This window comes from uncultured Corynebacterium sp., assembly GCF_902489365.1.
Lineage (GTDB): Bacteria > Actinomycetota > Actinomycetes > Mycobacteriales > Mycobacteriaceae > Corynebacterium.
This window is the reverse complement of sequence record NZ_CABTZR010000012.1, coordinates 13,001-31,775: the sequence shown is the minus strand read 5'-3', so window position 1 is coordinate 31,775 and position 18,775 is coordinate 13,001. Positions and strand designations below refer to the sequence as shown.

The following is an 18,775-nucleotide window of genomic DNA, read 5'->3' as shown; positions in this document are numbered from 1 at the left end:
GATTGCCGGGGTAGCCTTACGGAAAAACTACCAAGGAAAGGGCCCCGGATGAACTGGTATAAGCGAGCTGCGATAGTGCTACTAGCGCCGTTGGCGTTGGTGGCATGCTCCTCGGTAGGCGGTAGCACGCATGAGGAAAGCGAAAGTGCAAGCCCGCTCGTATCAAGCGTCAGCGCTGCCGCTCTGGCTGAGGAAGGTACGTGCGCCACTGAATTCGATGTCCCGGCGCTGTTGGAGGCGATGCCGGAGGAATTCGCTGGCTTGGCGCACGATCCCACCTATGACGCGGGTGAGCCCGATGGCTGGGGGCGCTTCTATCAGGCGAATGGGCTGCAATTTATGGTCAATGCCAACTATCTAGATGAGAGAGAAACCGATCCCTGCCCGCAGGACAATGAGCAGGCGGCTCGGGATGTGCGCTCGTTTATCGCCGAGGACTATCAGCGTCAGGAGCGAGAGAACGGCGAAGAGGTCAAACCTTTTGAGGACCTCGACTTCACTGAGGGCGGTCGCTACTTTGCCTGCGCAAAGCATCCGGAGGCGGACCTGCGGCAGTTCTTTTGTGTTACCACCGTGGGGAATGCGGAGGTGATTAACTACATGTTCCGGCACTCGATGGGTGATGCTAAGGACGTGGAAGACATGAAGGGCGCTTCGAAGGAGTTGGCCGCGATTATTGACAGCATTGCTTAGGGTCACCGCCGAGGGTGCCCCCGAAAGTGAAGTCAGTTAATTCATTATTGGCATACTGTGGCCCCGCAACGGGCGGCGTTGTGTCATGCCTGCGCACTTTGTGAAGCACTGCGCAGGTACGAATGTTAAGTGGTTTGCATCACGTCTTCGTTTTGGTGAATCTTGTGGAGAACTAGTTATTCACTGCAAAGATGGAGGCAGAAGTGGATCTCTACGAGTACCAAGCTCGAGACCTCTTTGAAGCTCATGGGGTTCCCACCCTTAAGGGCATTGTTGCGACCTCGGCCGTGCAGGCTGAGGAAGCATCCACGAAGCTGGGCACGCCGGTGGTTGTGGTCAAGGCACAAATCAAAACCGGTGGGCGCGGCAAAGCCGGGGGAGTCAAGCTAGCACACAGCCCTGCGGAAGCCGCGGAGAAGGCCAACGAGATCCTAGGCCTGAAAATCAAAGGCCATACCGTGCGCAAGGTGATGGTGGCAGAAGGCGCAGACATCGCTGAGGAATACTACTTCTCGATCCTTCTCGACCGCACCAAGCGCCGTTACCTGGCCATGCTCTCCAAAGAAGGTGGCGTGGAGATTGAAAAGCTGGCCGAGGAGCGCCCAGATGCCCTGATTAAGCGCAGCTTCTCCCCGCTCGACGGCATGACGGATACCCTCGCTAGGGACATGGCATATGAGGCGGGGTTTGATGAGGGGGACGTCGCCAAGCTCGTGCCCGTGTTCAAGAAGCTTTACACGGTCTATACCGAGGAAGACGCCACGCTGGTGGAAGTTAATCCGCTAGTCAAGACGTCAAGCGGCGAAATTATTGCGCTCGATGGCAAGGTCACGCTGGATGATAACGCGCAGTTCCGCCACCCCGAGCACCGCGACCTGCAAGACCACGGTGCGACCGACCCGCTGGAGCTCAAGGCACAGAAGATGGGGTTGAACTATGTCAAGCTCGATGGTTCGGTGGGTGTCATCGGCAACGGCGCTGGCTTGGTGATGTCAACGCTCGACGTCGTGGCCTACGCCGGCGAAGACCTTGCATCGCAGCCAAAGCCCGCGAACTTCCTGGATATCGGCGGTGGTGCCAATGCGGAAGTGATGGCTAACGGGCTTGAGGTGATTCTCAGTGACCCGCAAGTGAAATCTGTCTTCGTCAACGTCTTCGGCGGCATTACCGCGTGCGACGAGGTTGCCAAGGGCATCGTGCAGGCGTACAAGATTTTGGATTCTGAAGGCATTGAGCCCAAGCCGCTCGTGGTGCGCCTCGACGGCAACAATGCCGAGCTGGGACGCTCGATTCTTAATGACGCACGCCTGCCCAAACTGGAGCAGGTTGAAACCATGGATGCTGCTGCCCGCAGGGCTGCTGAGCTGGCGAACTAGGAGTAGATATGTCGATTTTTCTCAACAAAGACTCGCGGATCATTGTGCAGGGCATGACGGGCTCGGAAGGCATGAAGCACACGCGCCGCATGCTGGCGTCCGGCTCCAACATCGTAGGTGGCGTCAACCCGCGCAAGGCCGGCGAACGCGTGGATATTGAGGGGCGCGAGATCCCTGTGTTTGGCAGCGTGCGCGAGGCTATGCAGGCGACAGACGCCAACGTCACCGTCATCTTCGTGCCAGCAAAGTTCACCAAGAATGCGGCGGAGGAGGCGATCCGCGCTGGCATTGAGCTCGTCGTGATCATCACCGAGGGAATCCCAGTGAAGGACACGGCGGAGCTCTATGCGCTGGGACGAGAGTCCAAGACGCGCATCATCGGCCCCAATTGCCCGGGGCTGTACACACCGGGTGAATCTAATGCGGGCATTATCCCGGCGGAGACCGCTCCAAACCCGGGAAAGATTGGCTTGGTGTCGAAGTCGGGCACGTTGACGTACCAAATGATGTACGAACTCTCAGACATTGGCTTCAGCACGTGCGTGGGAATCGGTGGTGACCCGATCATCGGCACGACGCATATTTCTGCGATCGAGGCATTCCAGAATGACCCGGACACCGAGGCAATCATCATGATCGGTGAGATTGGCGGCGACGCAGAAGAGCACGCTGCGGCTTATATCAAGGACCATGTGACGAAGCCGGTCATTGCCTACATTGCTGGATTTACCGCACCAGAGGGTAAGACGATGGGCCACGCCGGTGCCATCGTCTCGGGCGGTTCCGGTACGGCAGAAGGAAAGAAGGCAGCACTGGAGGCCGCCGGTGTAAAGGTAGGAAAGACCCCGTCCCAAGCAGCAGAGTTGGTGCGAGCAGCCTTGGCATAGGTGGGTGAGGCATGGGGTGGTTCGCCCCATGCCCCTCACATAAGAACTAGCGGGGGAGACCGCGGCGTCGCGACACCGTCTTGTCAAAGGGGATCCAAAAGCGCAAGGCTGCGTCTTGGTTCTTGGAGATTCCAATGCGTGGGCCGCGGACCCACTCCGGCTCCATTTCGCGCTCGCTGAGGAGTACGGGCGTGCCGTTGTCCTCGATGCTGAAGCCAAGGGCCTTGCCCACATTGCCAGGGCCGCGGGCGAGGTTATAAAAATCGGTGTCGCCCCGGCGTTGGTAGGCGAGGTCTAAGCCGTCGATTACTTCGCCGGCCCGCAGCAGGCAGCCCTCGCCGGTACCTTCGGGTGCGCAAACGATATTGCCGTTTCGGTGGATGCCATAGGACACATAGACGTAGAGGTGGCCGGGTGGACCGAACATGGCGGCGTTGCGTGGAGTACGTCCGTTAAAGGTGTGCGAGGCCTCATCGCCTGAGCCGAGGTAGGCCTCCACCTCTGTGATGCGAATGGAGACGCCGTTGTGCGTCAGCACCATTCCCAGCAGTTGGGGAGCGACAATGTCTGCGGAGGCGGTGAAATCGATCATTGCCGCAGTCTAACGTGCGAGCGAGGTTTAGGCTTTGGCCTTGTCTTCTTCGGCTTCAATCTCTGCGTTGAATTCGCGCTTGGAGGCCTGCCACTGGTCCTCAGTCATGCCGATGCGCCAGTAGCCAGAGATAGAAACGTCTTCCTTGGGAATTCCAGATTCCACGAAAAGGAAGCGACGCAGCTCTTTGATCATTTCGGCGACACCGTGGATGAACCAGCTGGTTTTCTTCCCCGTGGGGATACCAGCTTCGCGCACCACGCGGGATAGCTCAGTACCAGGGGTGGCGCCATTGCGGACTACCCAGACGACCTCCACGCCCTCGCGGGTAGGGAGTTCAAACGTGCGGTCTTCGGCCGCGATCTCGATGTATGCAGTTGCAGTCGCGTCTTCGGGGAGGCGCTTCAAGCCGGCACCGATGGCCGGTGCCGCGGATTCATCGCCAGCGAACACAAAGTGCTCATATTCTGCGGTGGGTCCCCACGCACCACCTGGGCCGAGGAAACCGATCTTCTCTCCGACTTCGGCGACCCGTGCCCACGGGCCAGCCAGGCCAGAATCACCGTGGGTGACAAAGTCAACGTCGAAGTCCCCGGTTTCCGGGTTCAGGTTGATCAGGGTATAGGTGCGGAGAATCGGTTGTTTATCACGCGGCTGCTCTTCACGAATCTGCTGGACATCAAACGGCCAAGAGTAGTCAGTGCATTGTGGTACGAACAACAGCTTGATGTAGTGATCCGTAAACTCCAGCTCTTTGCCCACAAAAGCCGGGGAGTTCATGCTCAACCGAACCAAATCCGGAGAGACCTGGTGACGACCAGTCACGGTTGCTTCATGCGCCTTGCGGGGCTTGCGCTTCGGCGCCACTTCTTTAGTTTGGGCAGCCATTGTTATCACTGTCCTTCGGAATACTTGAGTTGCTGTGCGGATATAAGCCTACACATTATGTAATTAGGTAAGGCTAAAGTATCTAAGTCTAGGGTTGGTTGCGGGCTTTGCAGTGCAGGCCGCCGTGCGCGGCGTGGGGGGTGGGGAGTGGCTCTGAGTCCGAGGATTGGCGCAAAAAGTTAACCCCGCATCCTGCTCAAGCACAATGCGGGGTTTGTTCGGGGTGGCTGACGGGGCTCGAACCCGCGACACCCAGGATCACAACCTGGTGCTCTACCAGCTGAACTACAGCCACCATCGTTGCCCGAAAGCAACGAGATACAGGTTAACCCACGTCGTCGGTTTTACAAAAACGCCTGGTAATCGGTGGTTGTAGCGGCCTTCAGTTCCTCGGCTTCCGTGGAGGAGGGGCCGTCGTCGGTGCGGAAAACGCTGCGGCGGTAAAAATCGAGCTCGCGGATGGACTCGATAATGTCCTGCAGTGCCCGGTGTGCCATTCCCTTATCCGGCTGGTTGTAATAAGCCCGCGGGTGCCAGCGGCGGGCGAGCTCCTTAATGGTGGAAACATCAATCATTCGGTAGTGCAGCGCGGCATCCAGACGTGGCATGTAGGCGCGGATGAAGGCGCGGTCCGTGGCGATGGAATTTCCCGCCAAGGGTGCAGGGTGGTTCGGATCGCAGTGCTTCTCGATGAGTTTTAGTACTGCCTCCTCTGCTTCTTCGATCGTGAGCGTGGATTCCCGAATTTCCTTGTCCAGCCCGGAGTTTGCGTGCATTGTGGTGACGAAGTCGTCCATCTCCGCGAGCTGTTCCTCGGTGGCGTGCACGACGAGGTCGATGCCTTCGTCAAGGATGTTCAGCTCGGCGTCGGTTATCACGGCGGCAACTTCCACGATGACGTGGCGCTGTGGTTCCAGTCCGGTCATTTCCAGATCGATCCAGACAAGGCGGTCATTCTTAGCGGGGATATCACTCATGGGTTCCACCATAGTTTCTCCTTGGTAGCGGTTCGGTAGGTGCTGGGGTGGGGGTAAGTGGGGGTAGAGCGAAGGCTCGGGCGGTAAAAAGCTTCTTGAACGATGTGAACTGGGGTTTTGTGGCGATTGCCCGGGTTGCGAGAGGGAGCATTCTCAACTTTTTTATGATTTCGCTCACGAAAGCCTCAGTCGATGGGACATTATTAGGACAGCCTTTAACGTGATGGCACTCACATATAGCGAAGGACGGTAACCTGCCGATGTCAACCTTTCTCGATACCCTCAATGCTCTAATCTGGTCACCAGCACTGGTCTTCCTGTGTCTCGGCGCGGGAATCTATTTCACTTTGGCGACCAAGTTCCTGCAGGTACGCTGCATTCCGGACATGATTAAGCAGCTGAAGGATGGTGAGAGCTCTGATTCGGGTGTCTCGTCCTTCCAGTCGCTCATGATTTCCTTGGCCGGCCGTGTCGGTGTGGGCAACATCTCCGGCGTTGCTACGGCTATTGCGTTCGGCGGCCCAGGCGCTGTGTTCTGGATGTGGGCGGTGGCGCTGCTGGGTTCCGCAACGTCGTTCGTGGAATGTACCTTGGCGCAGGTCTACAAGGAGAAGGACCAGGACACCGGTGAGTACCGCGGCGGCCCGGCCTACTACATCGAGAAGGCCTACAAGCACACCAAGGCTGGCCCGTTCATGGTGGTCTACGGCATCGTCTTCGCCATTGCGATGATCCTGGCTACCAGCTACTTCCTGCCGGGAATTCAGGCCAACGGTGTGGCCGCCGCCGTGAAGAATGCGTGGGGCATCGAAGTTGGTTGGTCTGCGCTGGTTCTGGGCGGAATTCTGGCCATCATCATTATCGGTGGCGTCAAGCGCATCGCTAACTTCGCGTCCCTCGTGGTTCCGTTCATGGCGGCTGCCTACATTCTCTTTGCCATCATCATTCTGATCATGAACTTCAACCAGATCCCTGAGGTCTTCGGCATGATCTTTAAGTCCGCCTTCGGCGCCGAGCAGGCCTTCTCTGGCCTGTTGGGTTCGGCCATCATGTGGGGCGTGAAGCGAGGCATCTACTCTAACGAGGCAGGCCAGGGTACCGGTCCGCAGTCTGCTGCGGCCGCGGAGGTGTCCCACCCAGCTAAGCAGGGTTTCGTCCAGGCTTTCGCGGTGTACATCGATACCCTCTTCGTATGCTCCGCGACCGCCTTCATCATCATCTCTACCGACATGTACAAGGTCTTCGAGGGCGAATCTGAGGACGGTCCCGTGCGTTATGCCGGTTCTATCCCGGATGGTGTTGAGGTGGGTCCGGGCTTTGTCCAGCACGGCCTAGACACCCTGTTGGCAGGTTTCGGACCGAGCTTCATTGCCATCGCCATCGCGTTCTTTGCCTTCACCACCGTCTTGGCCTACTACTACATGGCAGAGGTCAACCTGACCTACTTCAACCGGTGGATCAGCAACAAGACCACCCGTCGCGCACTGGTTTGGCTCCTGCGCATTCTCCTCGTGGTGTCCGTGGTTATCGGTGCTATGACAACTCCAGGCGCTGCCTGGGCGCTGGGTGATATCGGTGTTGGCGCAACGGCCTGGCTCAACATCATTGCCATCCTTTTCCTGCAGGTCCCGGCTCTCAAGTGCCTCAAGGACTACAGCGCACAGAAGGCTGCTGGCAAGGATCCGCAGTTCGACCCAGAGGCGCTGGGCATCCAGAACGCCGATTTCTGGGTAGAACGCAAGTTTGCCCGGGAGGAGGCCGCACAGAAGGCCATCGCGCAGGACTCCCCGCTCCAAGGTAAGTAAAGCAAAGCCCGCGCTCCTTGAAACGGAGCGCGGGCTTTGGCGTGTTTTAGGCCATCTTGGAATAGAAGCTGCCGATGATCGGCGCAACGATTGGGGTCGGCACAATCTTGCCCAACGCGTTCATCACCTTGGAGAGCGGGCCGGGAACCACACGCCGCTGGTTGCGGGCCATGGCCTCGAGGGTTTCTTCGGAGCAGGACTCGTAGGTGGTCCACAAGAAGTCCGGGACGACCTTATCCACGATGGACTGCTCCTCCTCGGGGATAACGGCATCGCGCACCGGGCCAGGGGCCAGCAGGGTGCAGGTCACGCCCGAGCCCTTGAGCTCATAGTGCAGGGCCTCAGTAAAGGCATTGACACCTGCCTTGGTGAAAACATAGGTGGCGTTGTTCGGAATGGAGACGTTGCCTGCAGCCGAGCCCACGTTACAAATAGCGCCGCTGCGCCGCGGCAGCATCTGCTCCAGCGCAGCACGCGTCAGGCGGTGAACGGCCTTGCCGTTGAGATCGAACTGCCTGGTTTCATAATCCCAGTCCTGATCCATGAACTTGCCAAAGCTGGCGATGCCCGCCGAGTTGACGATGATGGAGACTTCCTTGCCCGCCATGAACTCGATAACGCGGTCAACGTCCGCCGCCTCGGAGAGATCCGCAGCCAGCGCAATGGCATCAACCTCGTGACGGGAGCGTAGGTCCGCAGCGATGGATTCGAGGACTTCTTCGCGGCGAGCAACGAGAATGACGTTGTAGCCGCGAGCAGCCAAATCTTTGGCCATCGCAGCGCCAATGCCCTGGCTGGCACCAGTTAGCAGCGCATACGACGAGCGGGTAGGGGCGGGCAGCCCAGGGGAGTGAGCCATGAAACAGCGTCCTTTCTCTCAGGGGTGGGAAGTCTCCACCCAGCGTAGAGCACTCAGGGTTTAAATCAGGGTAAACACTGATGTCTCCTCGGCCCCAACTCTGGATAATAGAAAGCGAAAGGAGACATCATGACCAACCAACGTTTAACTCGTTCCACTACTGACACGATGCTCGGCGGCGTCTGCGGCGGTATCGCGCAGACCTACAACCTCGATCCGACCCTGGTGCGCATTCTCTTCGTTGTTGCGACTCTGCTGGGCTTCTTGGGAATTCTGCTCTACCTCATCCTCTGGGTTGTTATTCCAGTGGAGTAGCTACTGCAGCGGGCCGAAAGCCATAAACCTCTTCCACGTTTCCCACTCCTCCTGCAGACGCGGCAAGGCGCTGGGCGGGGTGGCGGAGGCGTCGACAAGCACGGCGTCCTGCATACGCACGCCGTTGTCGAAGAAGAGCGCTGCGTGCCCGGAGGCGCCGTAGCGGAGCACCGGAACCAAATTGAGCCCGTCGAAGGACAGCGGGGCGTTGGGACGCACATCCAGCCCCGCGATTGCCGCGAGCGTGGGCGCTAGGTCGAGAGGGGAGACGAGCTCTGCGCACTCCCCGGACTCTGCTACGCCGGGCCATAGGAGGGACATCGCGGACTTCTCGCCCTGTAGGGAGCAGACCGCCACGACGCCCTCTAGGTCACCCAGCAGCTGGGGATCCGGCTGCTCGAGGAGGCGAAAGACCGGTGCGGACGCGGGGAGGGCGTCTTCTCGGACCTCGAAGCCGGCGGCCGCGAAAATCTCCGTGATGCGGGTGGTGGCGCCGCGCTGCGGGTACTGTCCCGTGAGCACCCCGCGGCGCGATTCCGCATAGCTTGGCGACGGCACCCAGGCGTTACTGAAGCGCAGTCCGCGCAGCGCGGATTCTGGGGTGTAGTCAAAAGTGGCGAGAGTAATGTCCATAGGAGTGTGCCCAAAAGGTTCCTAAAGGCCACTTTTTGACGTTATGGAAAACCTCAAAAAGTGGCTCTGAACTGCGTGCCCCCAGCAGGATTCGAACCCGCGACACATGGGGTAGAAACCCACTGCTCTAATCCACTGAGCTATGGAGGCGTACCGAGCCATCATAACGCACCGGAGAGCGAAGTCAGACTATCGGGCTACTGCCGGCGTTGATTCGGTGCTGGTGCTGAGGAGGGCGGAGACCAACGTGCGCGCTGCCGGACTCAAGGCGCGGTCCGTACGGTGGATGAGAAGCGCCTGCATAGTAGGCAGCGTTTCCGCAACGCGGCGGAAATGAACTCCGCTCTGGCCCAAGGCCTGCGCGGTGTGCGGCATGAGGCTGATGCCATAGTCGCCGGCAACGAGCGGCAAGCCTGTTTGCAGCGTGGAAATTTCCTGGACGCCCATAGGTTTGCTGAGCGGGGCCGCGGCCCATACCTGGTCCAACACTTCGGGCAGGCTGCTGAGCTCCGGACAGCGCGGCGGCAGGAGCCACGTTTCGGCGGCAAGATCGGAGAGCTGGACGGGGTCGGGTAGGTCCGCCAGACGCTGGGGGAGTGCGACGCGCAGGTCCATCTCGGCGGCGCAGTCAATGGTGAGCTGTGTGCCGTAGTCCTGTCGGAAGCGCTGTGGGTTGGTGGTGAGGATGATGCCGATCTCCACGGAGCCGTCCAGGACCTGCTTGAGCGTGGCGGTAGGTTCTGAGTCCTTTAAGGAAACACTTACCTCTGGCGCGCGTTGCCGCATGCGGCGCAGAACCGCCGGCATATACAGCCAATTGAACTCGGGCGCGGAGCACAGCGTGACTGACCCGGCGCTGCCCGACGCAATCTCGGCTAGGCGCACGGCAGCGGTGTTGAGGAGGGAATCGATCGAGGTCGCGACACCATAGAGGTAATCTCCGGCCTCCGTGGTTTGGACTCCGCCGCGCCCGCGGGAGAGCAGCTTCACGTTGAGATCTTTTTCGAGTTTGCGCACGGTAAGGCTCAGGGAAGGTTGCGTGAGCTGCAGCGATTCCGCGGCCTGCGTAAACGAACCGTGGTCCACGACGGTTCGAAAGTGGTGAAGCTGGCGTGAGTCCATAAGTGCAGACTACCCGAAAGCTGAGAGTTGTCTACCTTTTAGGTAAGAGAACATGTGTGGCGGTAGACTGCCCACCATGCACACAGAGAAGGAAAACACCAGCTCACAGTACTCGCCTGGGCTGGCGCACTCGGCGTCGGGAGCGCGGCCCTCCCGTTTGTTGAATCTTTCTTTCGTCGTCTTCGCCGGTCTCGTGGGCGGGATCATTTCCCTGTTCTTCCTTGCAGATTCGCTCGCCGCCCTCGGTATCCCCGACCCGGGGCGCATGACGACCTTTGGTCTGCCCTTCTTCCGTGCCGTCGCCTGGATGCTGATGGCGCTGTCCATCGGCTCATTCATGTCCAGCGCGTTCTTGATCTACCCGGCCGTGCCTGATAAGGACAATGAGCGTTTGATCAAGGCGCGTCTCACCGTCGACGGGCACATCGCTGCGCGGACCGGTGCCTGGGCCGCTGTGGGGGCCGCAGTGGTGTCTTTGCTCGAGGTTCCCCTTGTCATGTCGGATCTCACCGGTACCCCGTTGCGGCAGGTCCTTAACCCGGAGCTGATGGGCATGGCGGTGGGCCAGATTGCGGCGTCGCAAGTCTGGCTCCTCACCGCAGGGATCGCAGCGATCGTCGCCGTGACGGGGTTTGTTGCGCGGACGTGGGCGGGACAGGTCGGTACGTTCTTCTTGTCGCTGTTGCTCACGGTGCCCCTCGGGATGGAGGGGCACTCGGCCTCTGGCGGCGACCATGACTACGGCACGAACTCACTGCTCTTGCACCTGTTTTTCATCATGCTGTGGGTCGGTGGGCTCATGGGGCTCATCGCGCACGGCCGCCGTCTTGGTCCGGATATGGGCGTTGCCGTGCGCCGCTATTCCACGGTTGCCCTCCTAGCCATTCTGGGGCTGACTGCCACGGGCGTGGTCAACGCGCTGATTCGGGTTGAGCTGGGAGATCTCTTTACTACCCGCTATGGTCTGCTGGTATTGAGCAAAGCGGTGCTCACGGTGGTGTTGGCGGCTATTGGGTTTGTGCACCGTCGCGTCACCATCCCGCAGCTGACGAACGCCCCGCGCCTGTTCATCAGGGTGGCCGTGGTGGAGGTCCTCATCATGGCGGCCACCGTTGGAGTTGCCATCTCGATGGGGCGCACGCCGCCGCCACCGCCGCGCGACCCGAACCTTAATGCCATGCAGATTCTGGTGGGCTACGAGCTTTTCGACGCCCCCACGTTCACCAACGTGTGGACCATGTTCCGCTTCGACCTCATGTTTGGCTCGCTCGGCCTCGTGCTGGCCGGTTTCTATCTCTATGCGTTGTGGCGCCTGAAGCGGCGCGGGCTGACGTGGTCGGCGGGGCGCACGACTTGGTTCCTGTTGGGCTCGTTGGGCATGACCATCATCATGAGCAACGGTATCGGTCTGTACATGCCGGCGCTGTACTCCATGCACATGCTGGTGCACATGATTTTGTCCATGGCGATTCCGCTCTGCCTCGTGTTGGGTGCCCCAGTGACCTTGGTCATGGAGGCGTTTGAACCGGGCGAGCCGGGCAAGCCCACGCTTCACGACGCCGCCGTTGCCCTCACCAAATCCACCACGCTGCGCATCCTGACGCATCCGGCGGTCAACGTCCTGCAGTTTCTGGCCATTCTTTACGTGCTCTACCTCTTTCCGAGCTTCTACGAGGTTGCCATTTCGGAACATGCCGGGCACGTCATCATGAACTGGGTCTTCCTGATTTCCGGCTACATCTACTACTGGGAGGTTATTGGCCCGGATCCGTTGCCATGGCGCGCGCCCACTGGCGTTCGCCTGCTGATCCTGTTTGTGTCGATGCCTCTGCATCTGTTCGCCGGTGTCTACCTCATGCAGATGCAGGTTATTCTTGGCTTGGATTTCTATGAATCCTTGAGCCTGCCGTGGAACCCAGACTTTGTCACGGATCAGCGCACCGGTGGCGGTATTTCGTGGGGCTTTGGCCAGTTCCCGCTGGTGATCGTCTTTGGTTCACTATTCCTGGATTGGCTGCGAGAGGATCGCGCCACCGCTCGCCGCCACGATGCTAAGGCGGACGTTGACGGCGATGCCGACTTGGCAAGCTACAACGCCATGCTCAAGCAGATGAACGAAGGCGACGATTCCAGCTTCCGCCAGCACTAGCGTGAGTAGGTCCACCCTGGGGGTATAAAAAGGGTCTTTGAACTGTGTGGATGGATAACTTGTTGACGCTTTCAACAAGTTATCCACAGGTTGGCGGTGACGCCATTGCGGGTGCGGTGATTGGTGGCGATGATGCGAGGTAAGGGAGGCGTATTGCTTCCTCGCACTCAAGAAGATCACCAACCGCACATGGCAAAGGAATCACGCAATGTCTCAATACCCAATCTCACTTACTGGGCGTCTGACCCACGACCCGCACCTGACCAAGATTAGCGACACCATGTACAAGGCCCGCCTGCGCTTTGCTTCCTCGCGCAGCGTTCCGGAAAAGGACGAACAGGGCAAGACGGTGTGGCGGGAGCTGGACCTCAACTATATCGACGGCGAGGTGTGGGGCCAGTGCGCCATCAACGTCAAGAAGTCCCTATTTAAGGGCATGCCGGTCTTTGTTATGGGCTCCATCGTCACGGATCGATGGGAGGATCAGCACGGAGCGACGCGCTCCAGGACCTATATCAAGATTGCCCACGTGGGGCTCGACCTCAACCGCTTCTGCATCACCTCCACCAAAATTGGTACCTCTTACGGTGAGGAGGGCAGTGAAGCCCTCTGGCTGGGGGAGAATCCGCCGGTGCCGGACGTAGATTACACGGCACCACCCAGCACCACGGAGAATGAAGCAATGCCAGCTGCCCTGCAGCCGGGAGATACTCCGCAGGACACCGCGGCGGACCGTCAGCAAGCGCAGTCCGCGGCCGAGTCACACGTCGAACCGGAACCTGAGGACGCGATGGTCTAAGGACAGAGGACCACCACCGCCCATGTGATGTAGTCTTTGTACTGTTATTTACCAATCCTGACAGAAGCAAAGGGTGAAACATGGGCGAATTCATCTACACGATGAAAAACGTGCGTAAGGCCATCGGTGACAAGGTTATTTTGGATAACGTCACCATGGCTTTCTACCCGGGCGCCAAGATTGGCGTCGTGGGCCCCAACGGTGCAGGTAAGTCCTCGATCCTGAAGATCATGGCCGGCCTTGATCAGCCTTCCAACGGTGAGGCTTTCCTTGATCCGGGCAAGACGGTCGGCATCCTCCTCCAGGAGCCACCGCTCAATGAGGAGAAGACGGTCCGCGAAAACGTCGAAGAGGGCCTCGGGGAGATCTTCCAGAAGAAGCAGCGCTTCGAGGAGATCGCGGAAGAGATGGCCACCAATTACTCCGACGAACTCATGGAGGAAATGGGCAAGCTGCAGGAGGAGCTCGACGCCGCCGATGCCTGGGAGGTTGATTCCAAGATCGAGCAGGCTATGGAAGCACTGCGCTGCCCGCCGTCCGATGCCCCGGTAACCAACCTCTCCGGTGGTGAGCGCCGCCGCGTCGCGCTGGCCAAGCTGCTGCTGAGTGAGCCCGACCTGCTGCTGCTCGACGAGCCCACGAACCACCTGGACGCCGAGTCGGTCCAGTGGCTGGAGAAGCACCTCGAGTCTTACCCGGGTGCGGTCCTGGCCGTGACCCACGACCGTTACTTCCTCGACCACGTCGCGGGCTGGATCTGTGAGGTTGATCGCGGCAAGCTCTACCCCTACGAGGGCAACTACTCCACCTACCTGGAGAAGAAGGCTGAGCGTCTGGAAATTGCCGGCGCCAAAGACAAGAAGCTGCAGAAGCGCCTCAAGGACGAGCTCGCATGGGTTCGCTCCGGTGCGAAGGCCCGCCAGGCCAAGAACAAGGCCCGTCTCCAGCGCTACGAGGAGATGGCTGCGGAGGCCGAGAAGTACAAGAAGCTGGACTTCGAGGAGATCCAGATTCCGACCCCGCCGCGCCTGGGCAACAAGGTGGTAGAGGTCAAGAACCTGACCAAGGGCTTCGATGATCGCGTGCTCATCAAGGACTTGTCCTTCACCCTGCCGCGCAACGGCATTGTCGGCGTGATCGGCCCGAACGGTGTGGGTAAGTCCACGCTGTTCAAGACCATCGTGGGTCTGGAGCAGCCGGATTCCGGCAGCGTGGACGTTGGCGAGACCGTCAAGCTGTCCTATGTCGACCAGGGCCGCGAGAACATCGACCCCGAGGCCACCGTGTGGGAGGTTGTCTCCGACGGGCTGGATTACATTCACGTCGGTCAGAACGAAATGCCGTCCCGCGCGTACCTCTCCGCTTTCGGTTTCAAGGGAGCGGATCAGCAAAAGCCTTCCAAGGTTCTCTCCGGCGGTGAGCGCAACCGCTTGAACCTGGCCCTGACTCTTAAAGAGGGCGGCAACCTGATCCTCCTCGATGAGCCGACCAACGACCTTGACGTGGAAACCCTGGGCTCGCTGGAAAATGCGCTGGAGAAGTTCCCCGGCTGTGCCGTGGTCATTTCTCACGACCGCTGGTTCCTCGACCGCACCTGTACCCACATCCTGGCCTGGGAAGGCAACGTGGCAGAAGGTCAGTGGTTCTGGTTCGAGGGCAACTTCGGCGACTACGAGAAGAATAAGGTTGAGCGCCTCGGTGAGGAAGCAGCCCGTCCGTCTCGCGTTACCCACCGCAAGCTCAGCCGCTAGGGCCGTCTAGCCCTAGCGTCCAAAGGAAGAACTCCGAAAGGATCCTGGAATGTCCGCTCAAAAGGTTGTGTCGGAAAAGGCCACGGACAATGTCCATGCGCTCACCGTGAGTGTGCGCTGGTCGGACTTCGACATGTACGGCCACATGATGAACTCCAATTTCATCGAGCTGGCGCAGGAGGCGCGCTTGGCCTTTGCCATGCACAACTTCTACGCCCGCGGCGTCAACATGGTGGCATTCGTTCGCCACATCGACGCGGACTATGTCCGCCCCATTAAATGGGATGGACAGCACGGTACGGTCACGGTGGAAACCACGGTGGTGCGTCTTGGCACTACTTCCTTCACCACCCGCCAAAAGATCAAGGATGCCCAGGGCCAGGTGGCCTGCGTCATCGACTGCGTGCAGGTCGCCATCGACCCGGGTACACAGATGCCGCGCGAGGTCTCTGAAGAGGAGCGCAACATCATCCTGGAACACGCCGTCGTCGAGCTCGATGAGCAGCGCGATCATGGAGAGTGAAACTCTCCGGGTCTGTAGCGGTGGAGGAGGGCTGCGTGCCCTCCTCGCCCGCGCAACGGGGCTCGATGCCTCAGCCTCGGTGCGTCTGCGCCAGCATGACGCCAACCAGGTCGAGGTCTTTGTCACGACGCCCTTCGATGTCGTTGTGGCGCGGCGGTGCGGAGGCACCGTGGGCCGCGATGGGGCAGTGGTGTCCGCGCAAGCGCTTGCCGACGCCCTCCACACCGCCCCCGACCCTGCCCTTGCGGAGGACGGGGTGGAGCTTTCGCTGGGGCCTGCACGCGATCCATCGTGGCCAGGCGCGTTACCGCCGGCGCAGGGGTTTCGTGAAATCGATTCCTTGCCGGTCGACGTCGTTCGCGAGCTCGCCGATAAGGGCCGCCAGCTGGCCCGCCAGTTCTCCGGACCGATGGGCCCACCACAGAGCTTGTTGAATCAGACTGTGCTCACCGTAGAGAACTCGGAGGCACAGGTGGAGATTCCCATGCGGATGATCTTCGCCTGCACCAGCCTCGGCCTCATCCCGGGGTTTGCCGCATCACTCAAGATCCCCCGTCACTTGCGCGTGGCTGGCAAGGGGCGCTGGGTGCGCCTCGACGCGCCCTATGGCAGCGTCTACCACTCGACGCGTCTGTCCCTGTTCTAAAGCAGCACGAATCCCGCCAGTGCGGCGCCCACGGCGACCGTCCACGGCGGGGCTTTGCAGAAGAGGGCGATACCCGCGCCCACCGCAATGAGCGCCGAAGTCCACCCCGTAACTCCGTGGATGATGATGGGATCCCAGAGCGCCGCGATGAGCAGGCCGACCACGGCTGCGTTGATGGCTGAAAACGCGCCGCGCAGCCAACCAAGATGATTCCAGCGCGTCCACAGATGCAAAGCTGCGAGCGTGAGCAAGGCACCCGGCAGGAAAATAAGAACGGTCCCCAGGAGCGCTCCGACGATCCCGCCGTCGACCGCCCCAAGGTAAGACGCGAAGGTAAACAGCGGCCCCGGTACGCCCTGGGCTACCGAGTAGCCCGCGAGAAACTCCTGCTGGCTGAGCCAGCCTGCGCCGATAAATTGTTCCTCCAGTAGTGGCAGGACCACGTGCCCACCACCAAAAACTAAGGCTCCCGACTGGTAGAAGGCATTGGCGCGGGTGATGAGGTAGGCGTCGCTAAGCTGCGCCCCCACCGCCAGCCCGCCCAACAGGAGGAAGAACGCTGTTACGCAGCCCCACGCCAGGCGGGCAGGCACGGCGCGCAGGCCACTATCGGCCGCGGGCGTCGACGTCGTCGGCAGCCATTTTCTCAACACGGTGGCGCCCAGCACCCCGGCCACGGCGAGGACAGCTAGCTGCCACGCGGACCCGGCGACGAGCAGCACGGCGGCGCTGACGAGCGCAAGCGCCCACGCGATGGGGGTGAGCAGGAGCTTCTTCGCCATCCCGACGATGGCGTGTACCACGACACCGGCGGCGGCAGCGAGGAGTCCCCCTAGAATCCCGTGGAGCCACCCACTACTGGGCGCCACGATGAGACCAAACAGAGTGAGGATGAGCGCGGAGGGGAAGGTGAACAGGAACCATGAGTAGATGAGGCCCAATAGGCCCGCGCGCCCGTAGCCGAGTGCCATGCCGACCTTCGAGCTAGCCGGGCCGGGAAGAAATTGGGACATGGCCACGAGATCGGCATAGGCGGAATCGCTGAGCCACTTCCGGCGGCTGACAAACTCAGCGCGGAAATAACCCAGGTGGGCAGCCGGCCCGCCAAACGCAGTCCACCCGAGGGGGAGGAAGGAGCGCCGTACATCGCCTAGTGTGCTCATGCTCCGGATACTAATTCCTCAAGGATCACCCCGCTCGGTGAACGAGAGTGACGCGCGCGGGAGGTGATTTGCGTTACTCTGAAGGGGTCGAATTCAGTTTTCTTCAACAAAAGGAGATGGCTCTCACCATGCGTATTGCTGTACCCAAAGAAATCATGAACAACGAAAACCGCGTCGCCCTTACTCCCAGCGCCGTGGACATCCTGATCAAGGACGGTCACGAGGTCCTGGTGGAAACAGCGGCCGGGGAGGGGGCCTCTTTCCCGGACTCCGACTATGAAGCCGTCGGCGCGACCATTGTCCCCTCCGCTGCGGAGGCCTGGGCGGCGGATATGGTGGTCAAGGTCAAGGAGCCTCTCGAATCCGAGTACGGCTACCTGCGCGAAGACCTCCTGCTGTTTACCTACCTGCACCTGGCTGCGGACCGCCCGTTGACGGACGCCCTGATGAAGGCGGGTACGACGGCCGTGGCTTATGAAACCGTGACCGATTCTCGCGGCACCCTGCCACTGTTGACCCCGATGTCCCAGGTGGCTGGTCGTCTTGCAGTGATTGAGGGCGCGCACCACTTGCTCTCCACCGAAGGCGGGCGCGGTTTGCTGGTCGCCGGCGTACCAGGTACACGGCCGGCTCGCGTCGTCGTCATCGGTGGTGGTCAAGTGGGGGCTTCTGCGGTGGCGATGGCGCATGGTCTGCGCGGCGAGGTGACGGTACTGGACCTCGACCCGCACGTGCTGCAGCGCTTTGATGAGCAGTATCAAGGCAGCGTGCGCACCATCGTGTCGGATCCGGCGGCGCTCGAGGAAGAGTTGCTGGAGGCGGACCTAGTCGTCGGTGCGGTGTTGGTTCCGGGCGCTGCAGCCCCGAAGCTGGTGCGCGAAGACGTGGTTGAGCGGATGAAGAAGGGCGCTGTGCTTGTCGACGTCGCCATTGACCAAGGCGGCTGCTTCGAGAACTCCCGAAAGACCTCGCACGATGAGCCCACCTTTAAGGTGCATGATACTACCTTCTACTGCGTGGCCAACATGCCAGGCGCAGTAGCAAATACCTCCACCCGGGCGCTGGGCTCTGCCACCTTGCCCTATATGCGCGCGGTGGCTGCTGCCGGCTTCGATGGCGCGGTTGAGCGCTTCCCAGGCTTGGCCGATGGGCTTATGACCCGCGGGGGAGAGCTGGTCTCCCAGCCGGTGAAGGATGCCTTTGGGCTTTAAGGGGCGCGGTTGATGAGCATCGCTGCGACCCGCTCCATGTGGTCCCAGATCATGGCTCGATAGGCCGGCGGGATGGTCTCCTCGTCGATCTGCGCCAAGGAGTTGCCCATGAGCTCGAGCCAGCGATCATGGGCGGCCATGTCGATGGGGTAGGGTGCGTGGCGCATGCGCAGGCGCGGGTGGCCGCGTTGCTCGGAAAAGAGCTGTGGCCCACCCCAGTACTGCACAAGGAACCAGGTCAGGCGCTGTTCTGCTCCCTCCCAGTCTTGCTGTGGGTACATCGGGCCGATGAGATCATCCTCGCGCACCTGGGCGTAGAAACCGCCGACGAGTTTCTCAAAGGTCTCCATTCCGCCGACGGCGTCGTACACACTTGTTGGTTGCAC

Annotated in this window: 19 protein-coding genes and 2 tRNA genes; 11 read left to right on the top strand and 10 right to left on the bottom strand. The window is 60.5% G+C overall.

Annotated elements, in window-relative coordinates:
* The first annotated feature begins 48 nt into the window (after positions 1-48).
* The 3 genes from RDN59_RS03285 to sucD all read left to right on the top strand — a co-directional run bounded on the left by RDN59_RS03285 (position 49) and on the right by sucD (position 2,956).
* A complete protein-coding gene (locus tag RDN59_RS03285) occupies positions 49-693 on the top strand; it encodes a hypothetical protein (protein ID WP_308606584.1) in 645 nt (214 codons plus the stop codon).
* A gap of 203 nt (positions 694-896) precedes the next feature.
* Entirely contained in the window at positions 897-2,069 is a 1,173-nt protein-coding gene (sucC, locus tag RDN59_RS03280; RefSeq protein ID WP_308606593.1) for an ADP-forming succinate--CoA ligase subunit beta, read from the top strand.
* Between the two features lie 8 nt (positions 2,070-2,077).
* Positions 2,078-2,956, top strand: coding sequence for a succinate--CoA ligase subunit alpha (sucD, locus tag RDN59_RS03275; RefSeq protein ID WP_308606583.1), 879 nt, complete (start codon positions 2,078-2,080; stop codon positions 2,954-2,956).
* A gap of 46 nt (positions 2,957-3,002) precedes the next feature.
* Here sucD and RDN59_RS03270 read toward each other — a convergent pair whose 3' ends face one another.
* The 4 genes from RDN59_RS03270 to orn form a co-directional block, all read right to left on the bottom strand.
* The gene (locus tag RDN59_RS03270; RefSeq protein ID WP_308606582.1) at positions 3,003-3,548 is read right to left on the bottom strand and encodes a DNA-3-methyladenine glycosylase; all 546 of its coding nucleotides are present in this window, start codon (positions 3,546-3,548) and stop codon (positions 3,003-3,005) included.
* 27 nt (positions 3,549-3,575) lie between these two features.
* Positions 3,576-4,436, bottom strand: a complete 861-nt coding sequence (locus RDN59_RS03265) for a siderophore-interacting protein (protein WP_308606581.1) — start codon at positions 4,434-4,436, stop codon at positions 3,576-3,578.
* Positions 4,437-4,658: 222 nt separating this feature from the next.
* Positions 4,659-4,731: transfer RNA gene (locus RDN59_RS03260), tRNA-His, on the bottom strand.
* A 49-nt stretch (positions 4,732-4,780) separates the two neighbouring features.
* Entirely contained in the window at positions 4,781-5,413 is a 633-nt protein-coding gene (gene orn / locus RDN59_RS03255) for an oligoribonuclease (RefSeq protein WP_308606580.1), read from the bottom strand.
* 260 nt (positions 5,414-5,673) lie between these two features.
* On the opposite strand from orn, the gene RDN59_RS03250 reads away from it, so the two are divergent.
* A complete protein-coding gene (locus RDN59_RS03250; RefSeq protein WP_308606579.1) occupies positions 5,674-7,218 on the top strand; it encodes an alanine/glycine:cation symporter family protein in 1,545 nt (514 codons plus the stop codon).
* 46 nt (positions 7,219-7,264) lie between these two features.
* Here the strand turns inward: RDN59_RS03250 and cmrA are convergent, their stop codons facing one another.
* On the bottom strand, positions 7,265-8,077 hold the full coding sequence (gene cmrA, locus RDN59_RS03245) for a mycolate reductase (RefSeq protein WP_308606578.1): 813 nt from the start codon (positions 8,075-8,077) through the stop codon (positions 7,265-7,267).
* Positions 8,078-8,206: 129 nt separating this feature from the next.
* Here cmrA and RDN59_RS03240 point away from each other — a divergent pair, with 129 nt between their 5' ends.
* Entirely contained in the window at positions 8,207-8,392 is a 186-nt protein-coding gene (locus tag RDN59_RS03240) for a PspC domain-containing protein (protein ID WP_308606577.1), read from the top strand.
* Here the strand turns inward: RDN59_RS03240 and RDN59_RS03235 are convergent, their stop codons facing one another.
* The 3 genes from RDN59_RS03235 to RDN59_RS03225 all read right to left on the bottom strand — a co-directional run bounded on the left by RDN59_RS03235 (position 8,393) and on the right by RDN59_RS03225 (position 10,147).
* Complete coding sequence (locus RDN59_RS03235; protein ID WP_308606576.1) at positions 8,393-9,025, bottom strand: hypothetical protein; 633 nt, start codon at positions 9,023-9,025, stop codon at positions 8,393-8,395. It abuts the gene before it with no gap.
* Positions 9,026-9,101: 76 nt separating this feature from the next.
* Positions 9,102-9,175: transfer RNA gene (locus RDN59_RS03230), tRNA-Arg, on the bottom strand.
* A 39-nt stretch (positions 9,176-9,214) separates the two neighbouring features.
* On the bottom strand, positions 9,215-10,147 hold the full coding sequence (locus RDN59_RS03225; protein WP_046647331.1) for a LysR family transcriptional regulator: 933 nt from the start codon (positions 10,145-10,147) through the stop codon (positions 9,215-9,217).
* Between the two features lie 76 nt (positions 10,148-10,223).
* Here RDN59_RS03225 and RDN59_RS03220 point away from each other — a divergent pair, with 76 nt between their 5' ends.
* The 5 genes from RDN59_RS03220 to RDN59_RS03200 all read left to right on the top strand — a co-directional run bounded on the left by RDN59_RS03220 (position 10,224) and on the right by RDN59_RS03200 (position 16,015).
* On the top strand, positions 10,224-12,296 hold the full coding sequence (locus RDN59_RS03220) for a cytochrome c oxidase assembly protein (protein WP_308606575.1): 2,073 nt from the start codon (positions 10,224-10,226) through the stop codon (positions 12,294-12,296).
* Between the two features lie 208 nt (positions 12,297-12,504).
* Positions 12,505-13,095, top strand: a complete 591-nt coding sequence (locus RDN59_RS03215) for a single-stranded DNA-binding protein (protein WP_308606574.1) — start codon at positions 12,505-12,507, stop codon at positions 13,093-13,095.
* Positions 13,096-13,175: 80 nt separating this feature from the next.
* Positions 13,176-14,846: an energy-dependent translational throttle protein EttA gene (gene ettA, locus RDN59_RS03210; protein WP_070516054.1), complete on the top strand. Its 1,671-nt coding sequence runs from the start codon at positions 13,176-13,178 to the stop codon at positions 14,844-14,846.
* A gap of 49 nt (positions 14,847-14,895) precedes the next feature.
* Complete coding sequence (locus tag RDN59_RS03205; RefSeq protein WP_308606571.1) at positions 14,896-15,369, top strand: thioesterase family protein; 474 nt, start codon at positions 14,896-14,898, stop codon at positions 15,367-15,369.
* A complete protein-coding gene (locus RDN59_RS03200) occupies positions 15,359-16,015 on the top strand; it encodes a hypothetical protein (protein WP_308606570.1) in 657 nt (218 codons plus the stop codon). Before RDN59_RS03205 ends, RDN59_RS03200 begins: the two co-directional genes overlap by 11 nt.
* Here the strand turns inward: RDN59_RS03200 and chrA are convergent.
* On the bottom strand, positions 16,012-17,178 hold the full coding sequence (gene chrA, locus RDN59_RS03195) for a chromate efflux transporter (protein ID WP_308606569.1): 1,167 nt from the start codon (positions 17,176-17,178) through the stop codon (positions 16,012-16,014). The two genes, RDN59_RS03200 and chrA, sit on opposite strands and share 4 nt — an antisense overlap.
* Before the next feature lie 128 nt (positions 17,179-17,306).
* Between chrA and ald the strand changes: the two genes are divergently transcribed.
* Positions 17,307-18,389: an alanine dehydrogenase gene (gene ald / locus RDN59_RS03190; protein WP_308606568.1), complete on the top strand. Its 1,083-nt coding sequence runs from the start codon at positions 17,307-17,309 to the stop codon at positions 18,387-18,389.
* On the opposite strand, the gene RDN59_RS03185 is transcribed toward ald, so the two are convergent.
* Positions 18,386-18,775, bottom strand: a complete 390-nt coding sequence (locus tag RDN59_RS03185) for a globin (RefSeq protein WP_216380499.1) — start codon at positions 18,773-18,775, stop codon at positions 18,386-18,388. The two genes, ald and RDN59_RS03185, sit on opposite strands and share 4 nt — an antisense overlap.

Bases quoted from the DNA above. Each gene is read 5' to 3' on its own strand.
- sucD (WP_308606583.1), top strand. From the start codon at position 2,078: ATGTCGATTTTTCTCAACAAAGACTCGCGGATCATTGTGCAGGGCATG.
- RDN59_RS03285 (WP_308606584.1), top strand. From the start codon at position 49: ATGAACTGGTATAAGCGAGCTGCGATAGTGCTACTAGCGCCGTTGGCG.
- RDN59_RS03215 (WP_308606574.1), top strand. From the start codon at position 12,505: ATGTCTCAATACCCAATCTCACTTACTGGGCGTCTGACCCACGACCCG.
- RDN59_RS03250 (WP_308606579.1), top strand. From the start codon at position 5,674: ATGTCAACCTTTCTCGATACCCTCAATGCTCTAATCTGGTCACCAGCA.
- RDN59_RS03205 (WP_308606571.1), top strand. From the start codon at position 14,896: ATGTCCGCTCAAAAGGTTGTGTCGGAAAAGGCCACGGACAATGTCCAT.
- orn (WP_308606580.1), bottom strand. From the start codon at position 5,413: ATGAGTGATATCCCCGCTAAGAATGACCGCCTTGTCTGGATCGATCTG.
- ettA (WP_070516054.1), top strand. From the start codon at position 13,176: ATGGGCGAATTCATCTACACGATGAAAAACGTGCGTAAGGCCATCGGT.
- RDN59_RS03225 (WP_046647331.1), bottom strand. From the start codon at position 10,147: ATGGACTCACGCCAGCTTCACCACTTTCGAACCGTCGTGGACCACGGT.
- RDN59_RS03235 (WP_308606576.1), bottom strand. From the start codon at position 9,025: ATGGACATTACTCTCGCCACTTTTGACTACACCCCAGAATCCGCGCTG.
- chrA (WP_308606569.1), bottom strand. From the start codon at position 17,178: ATGAGCACACTAGGCGATGTACGGCGCTCCTTCCTCCCCCTCGGGTGG.
- RDN59_RS03240 (WP_308606577.1), top strand. From the start codon at position 8,207: ATGACCAACCAACGTTTAACTCGTTCCACTACTGACACGATGCTCGGC.
- RDN59_RS03265 (WP_308606581.1), bottom strand. From the start codon at position 4,436: ATGGCTGCCCAAACTAAAGAAGTGGCGCCGAAGCGCAAGCCCCGCAAG.
- cmrA (WP_308606578.1), bottom strand. From the start codon at position 8,077: ATGGCTCACTCCCCTGGGCTGCCCGCCCCTACCCGCTCGTCGTATGCG.
- RDN59_RS03270 (WP_308606582.1), bottom strand. From the start codon at position 3,548: ATGATCGATTTCACCGCCTCCGCAGACATTGTCGCTCCCCAACTGCTG.
- RDN59_RS03220 (WP_308606575.1), top strand. From the start codon at position 10,224: ATGCACACAGAGAAGGAAAACACCAGCTCACAGTACTCGCCTGGGCTG.
- RDN59_RS03200 (WP_308606570.1), top strand. From the start codon at position 15,359: ATGGAGAGTGAAACTCTCCGGGTCTGTAGCGGTGGAGGAGGGCTGCGT.
- ald (WP_308606568.1), top strand. From the start codon at position 17,307: ATGCGTATTGCTGTACCCAAAGAAATCATGAACAACGAAAACCGCGTC.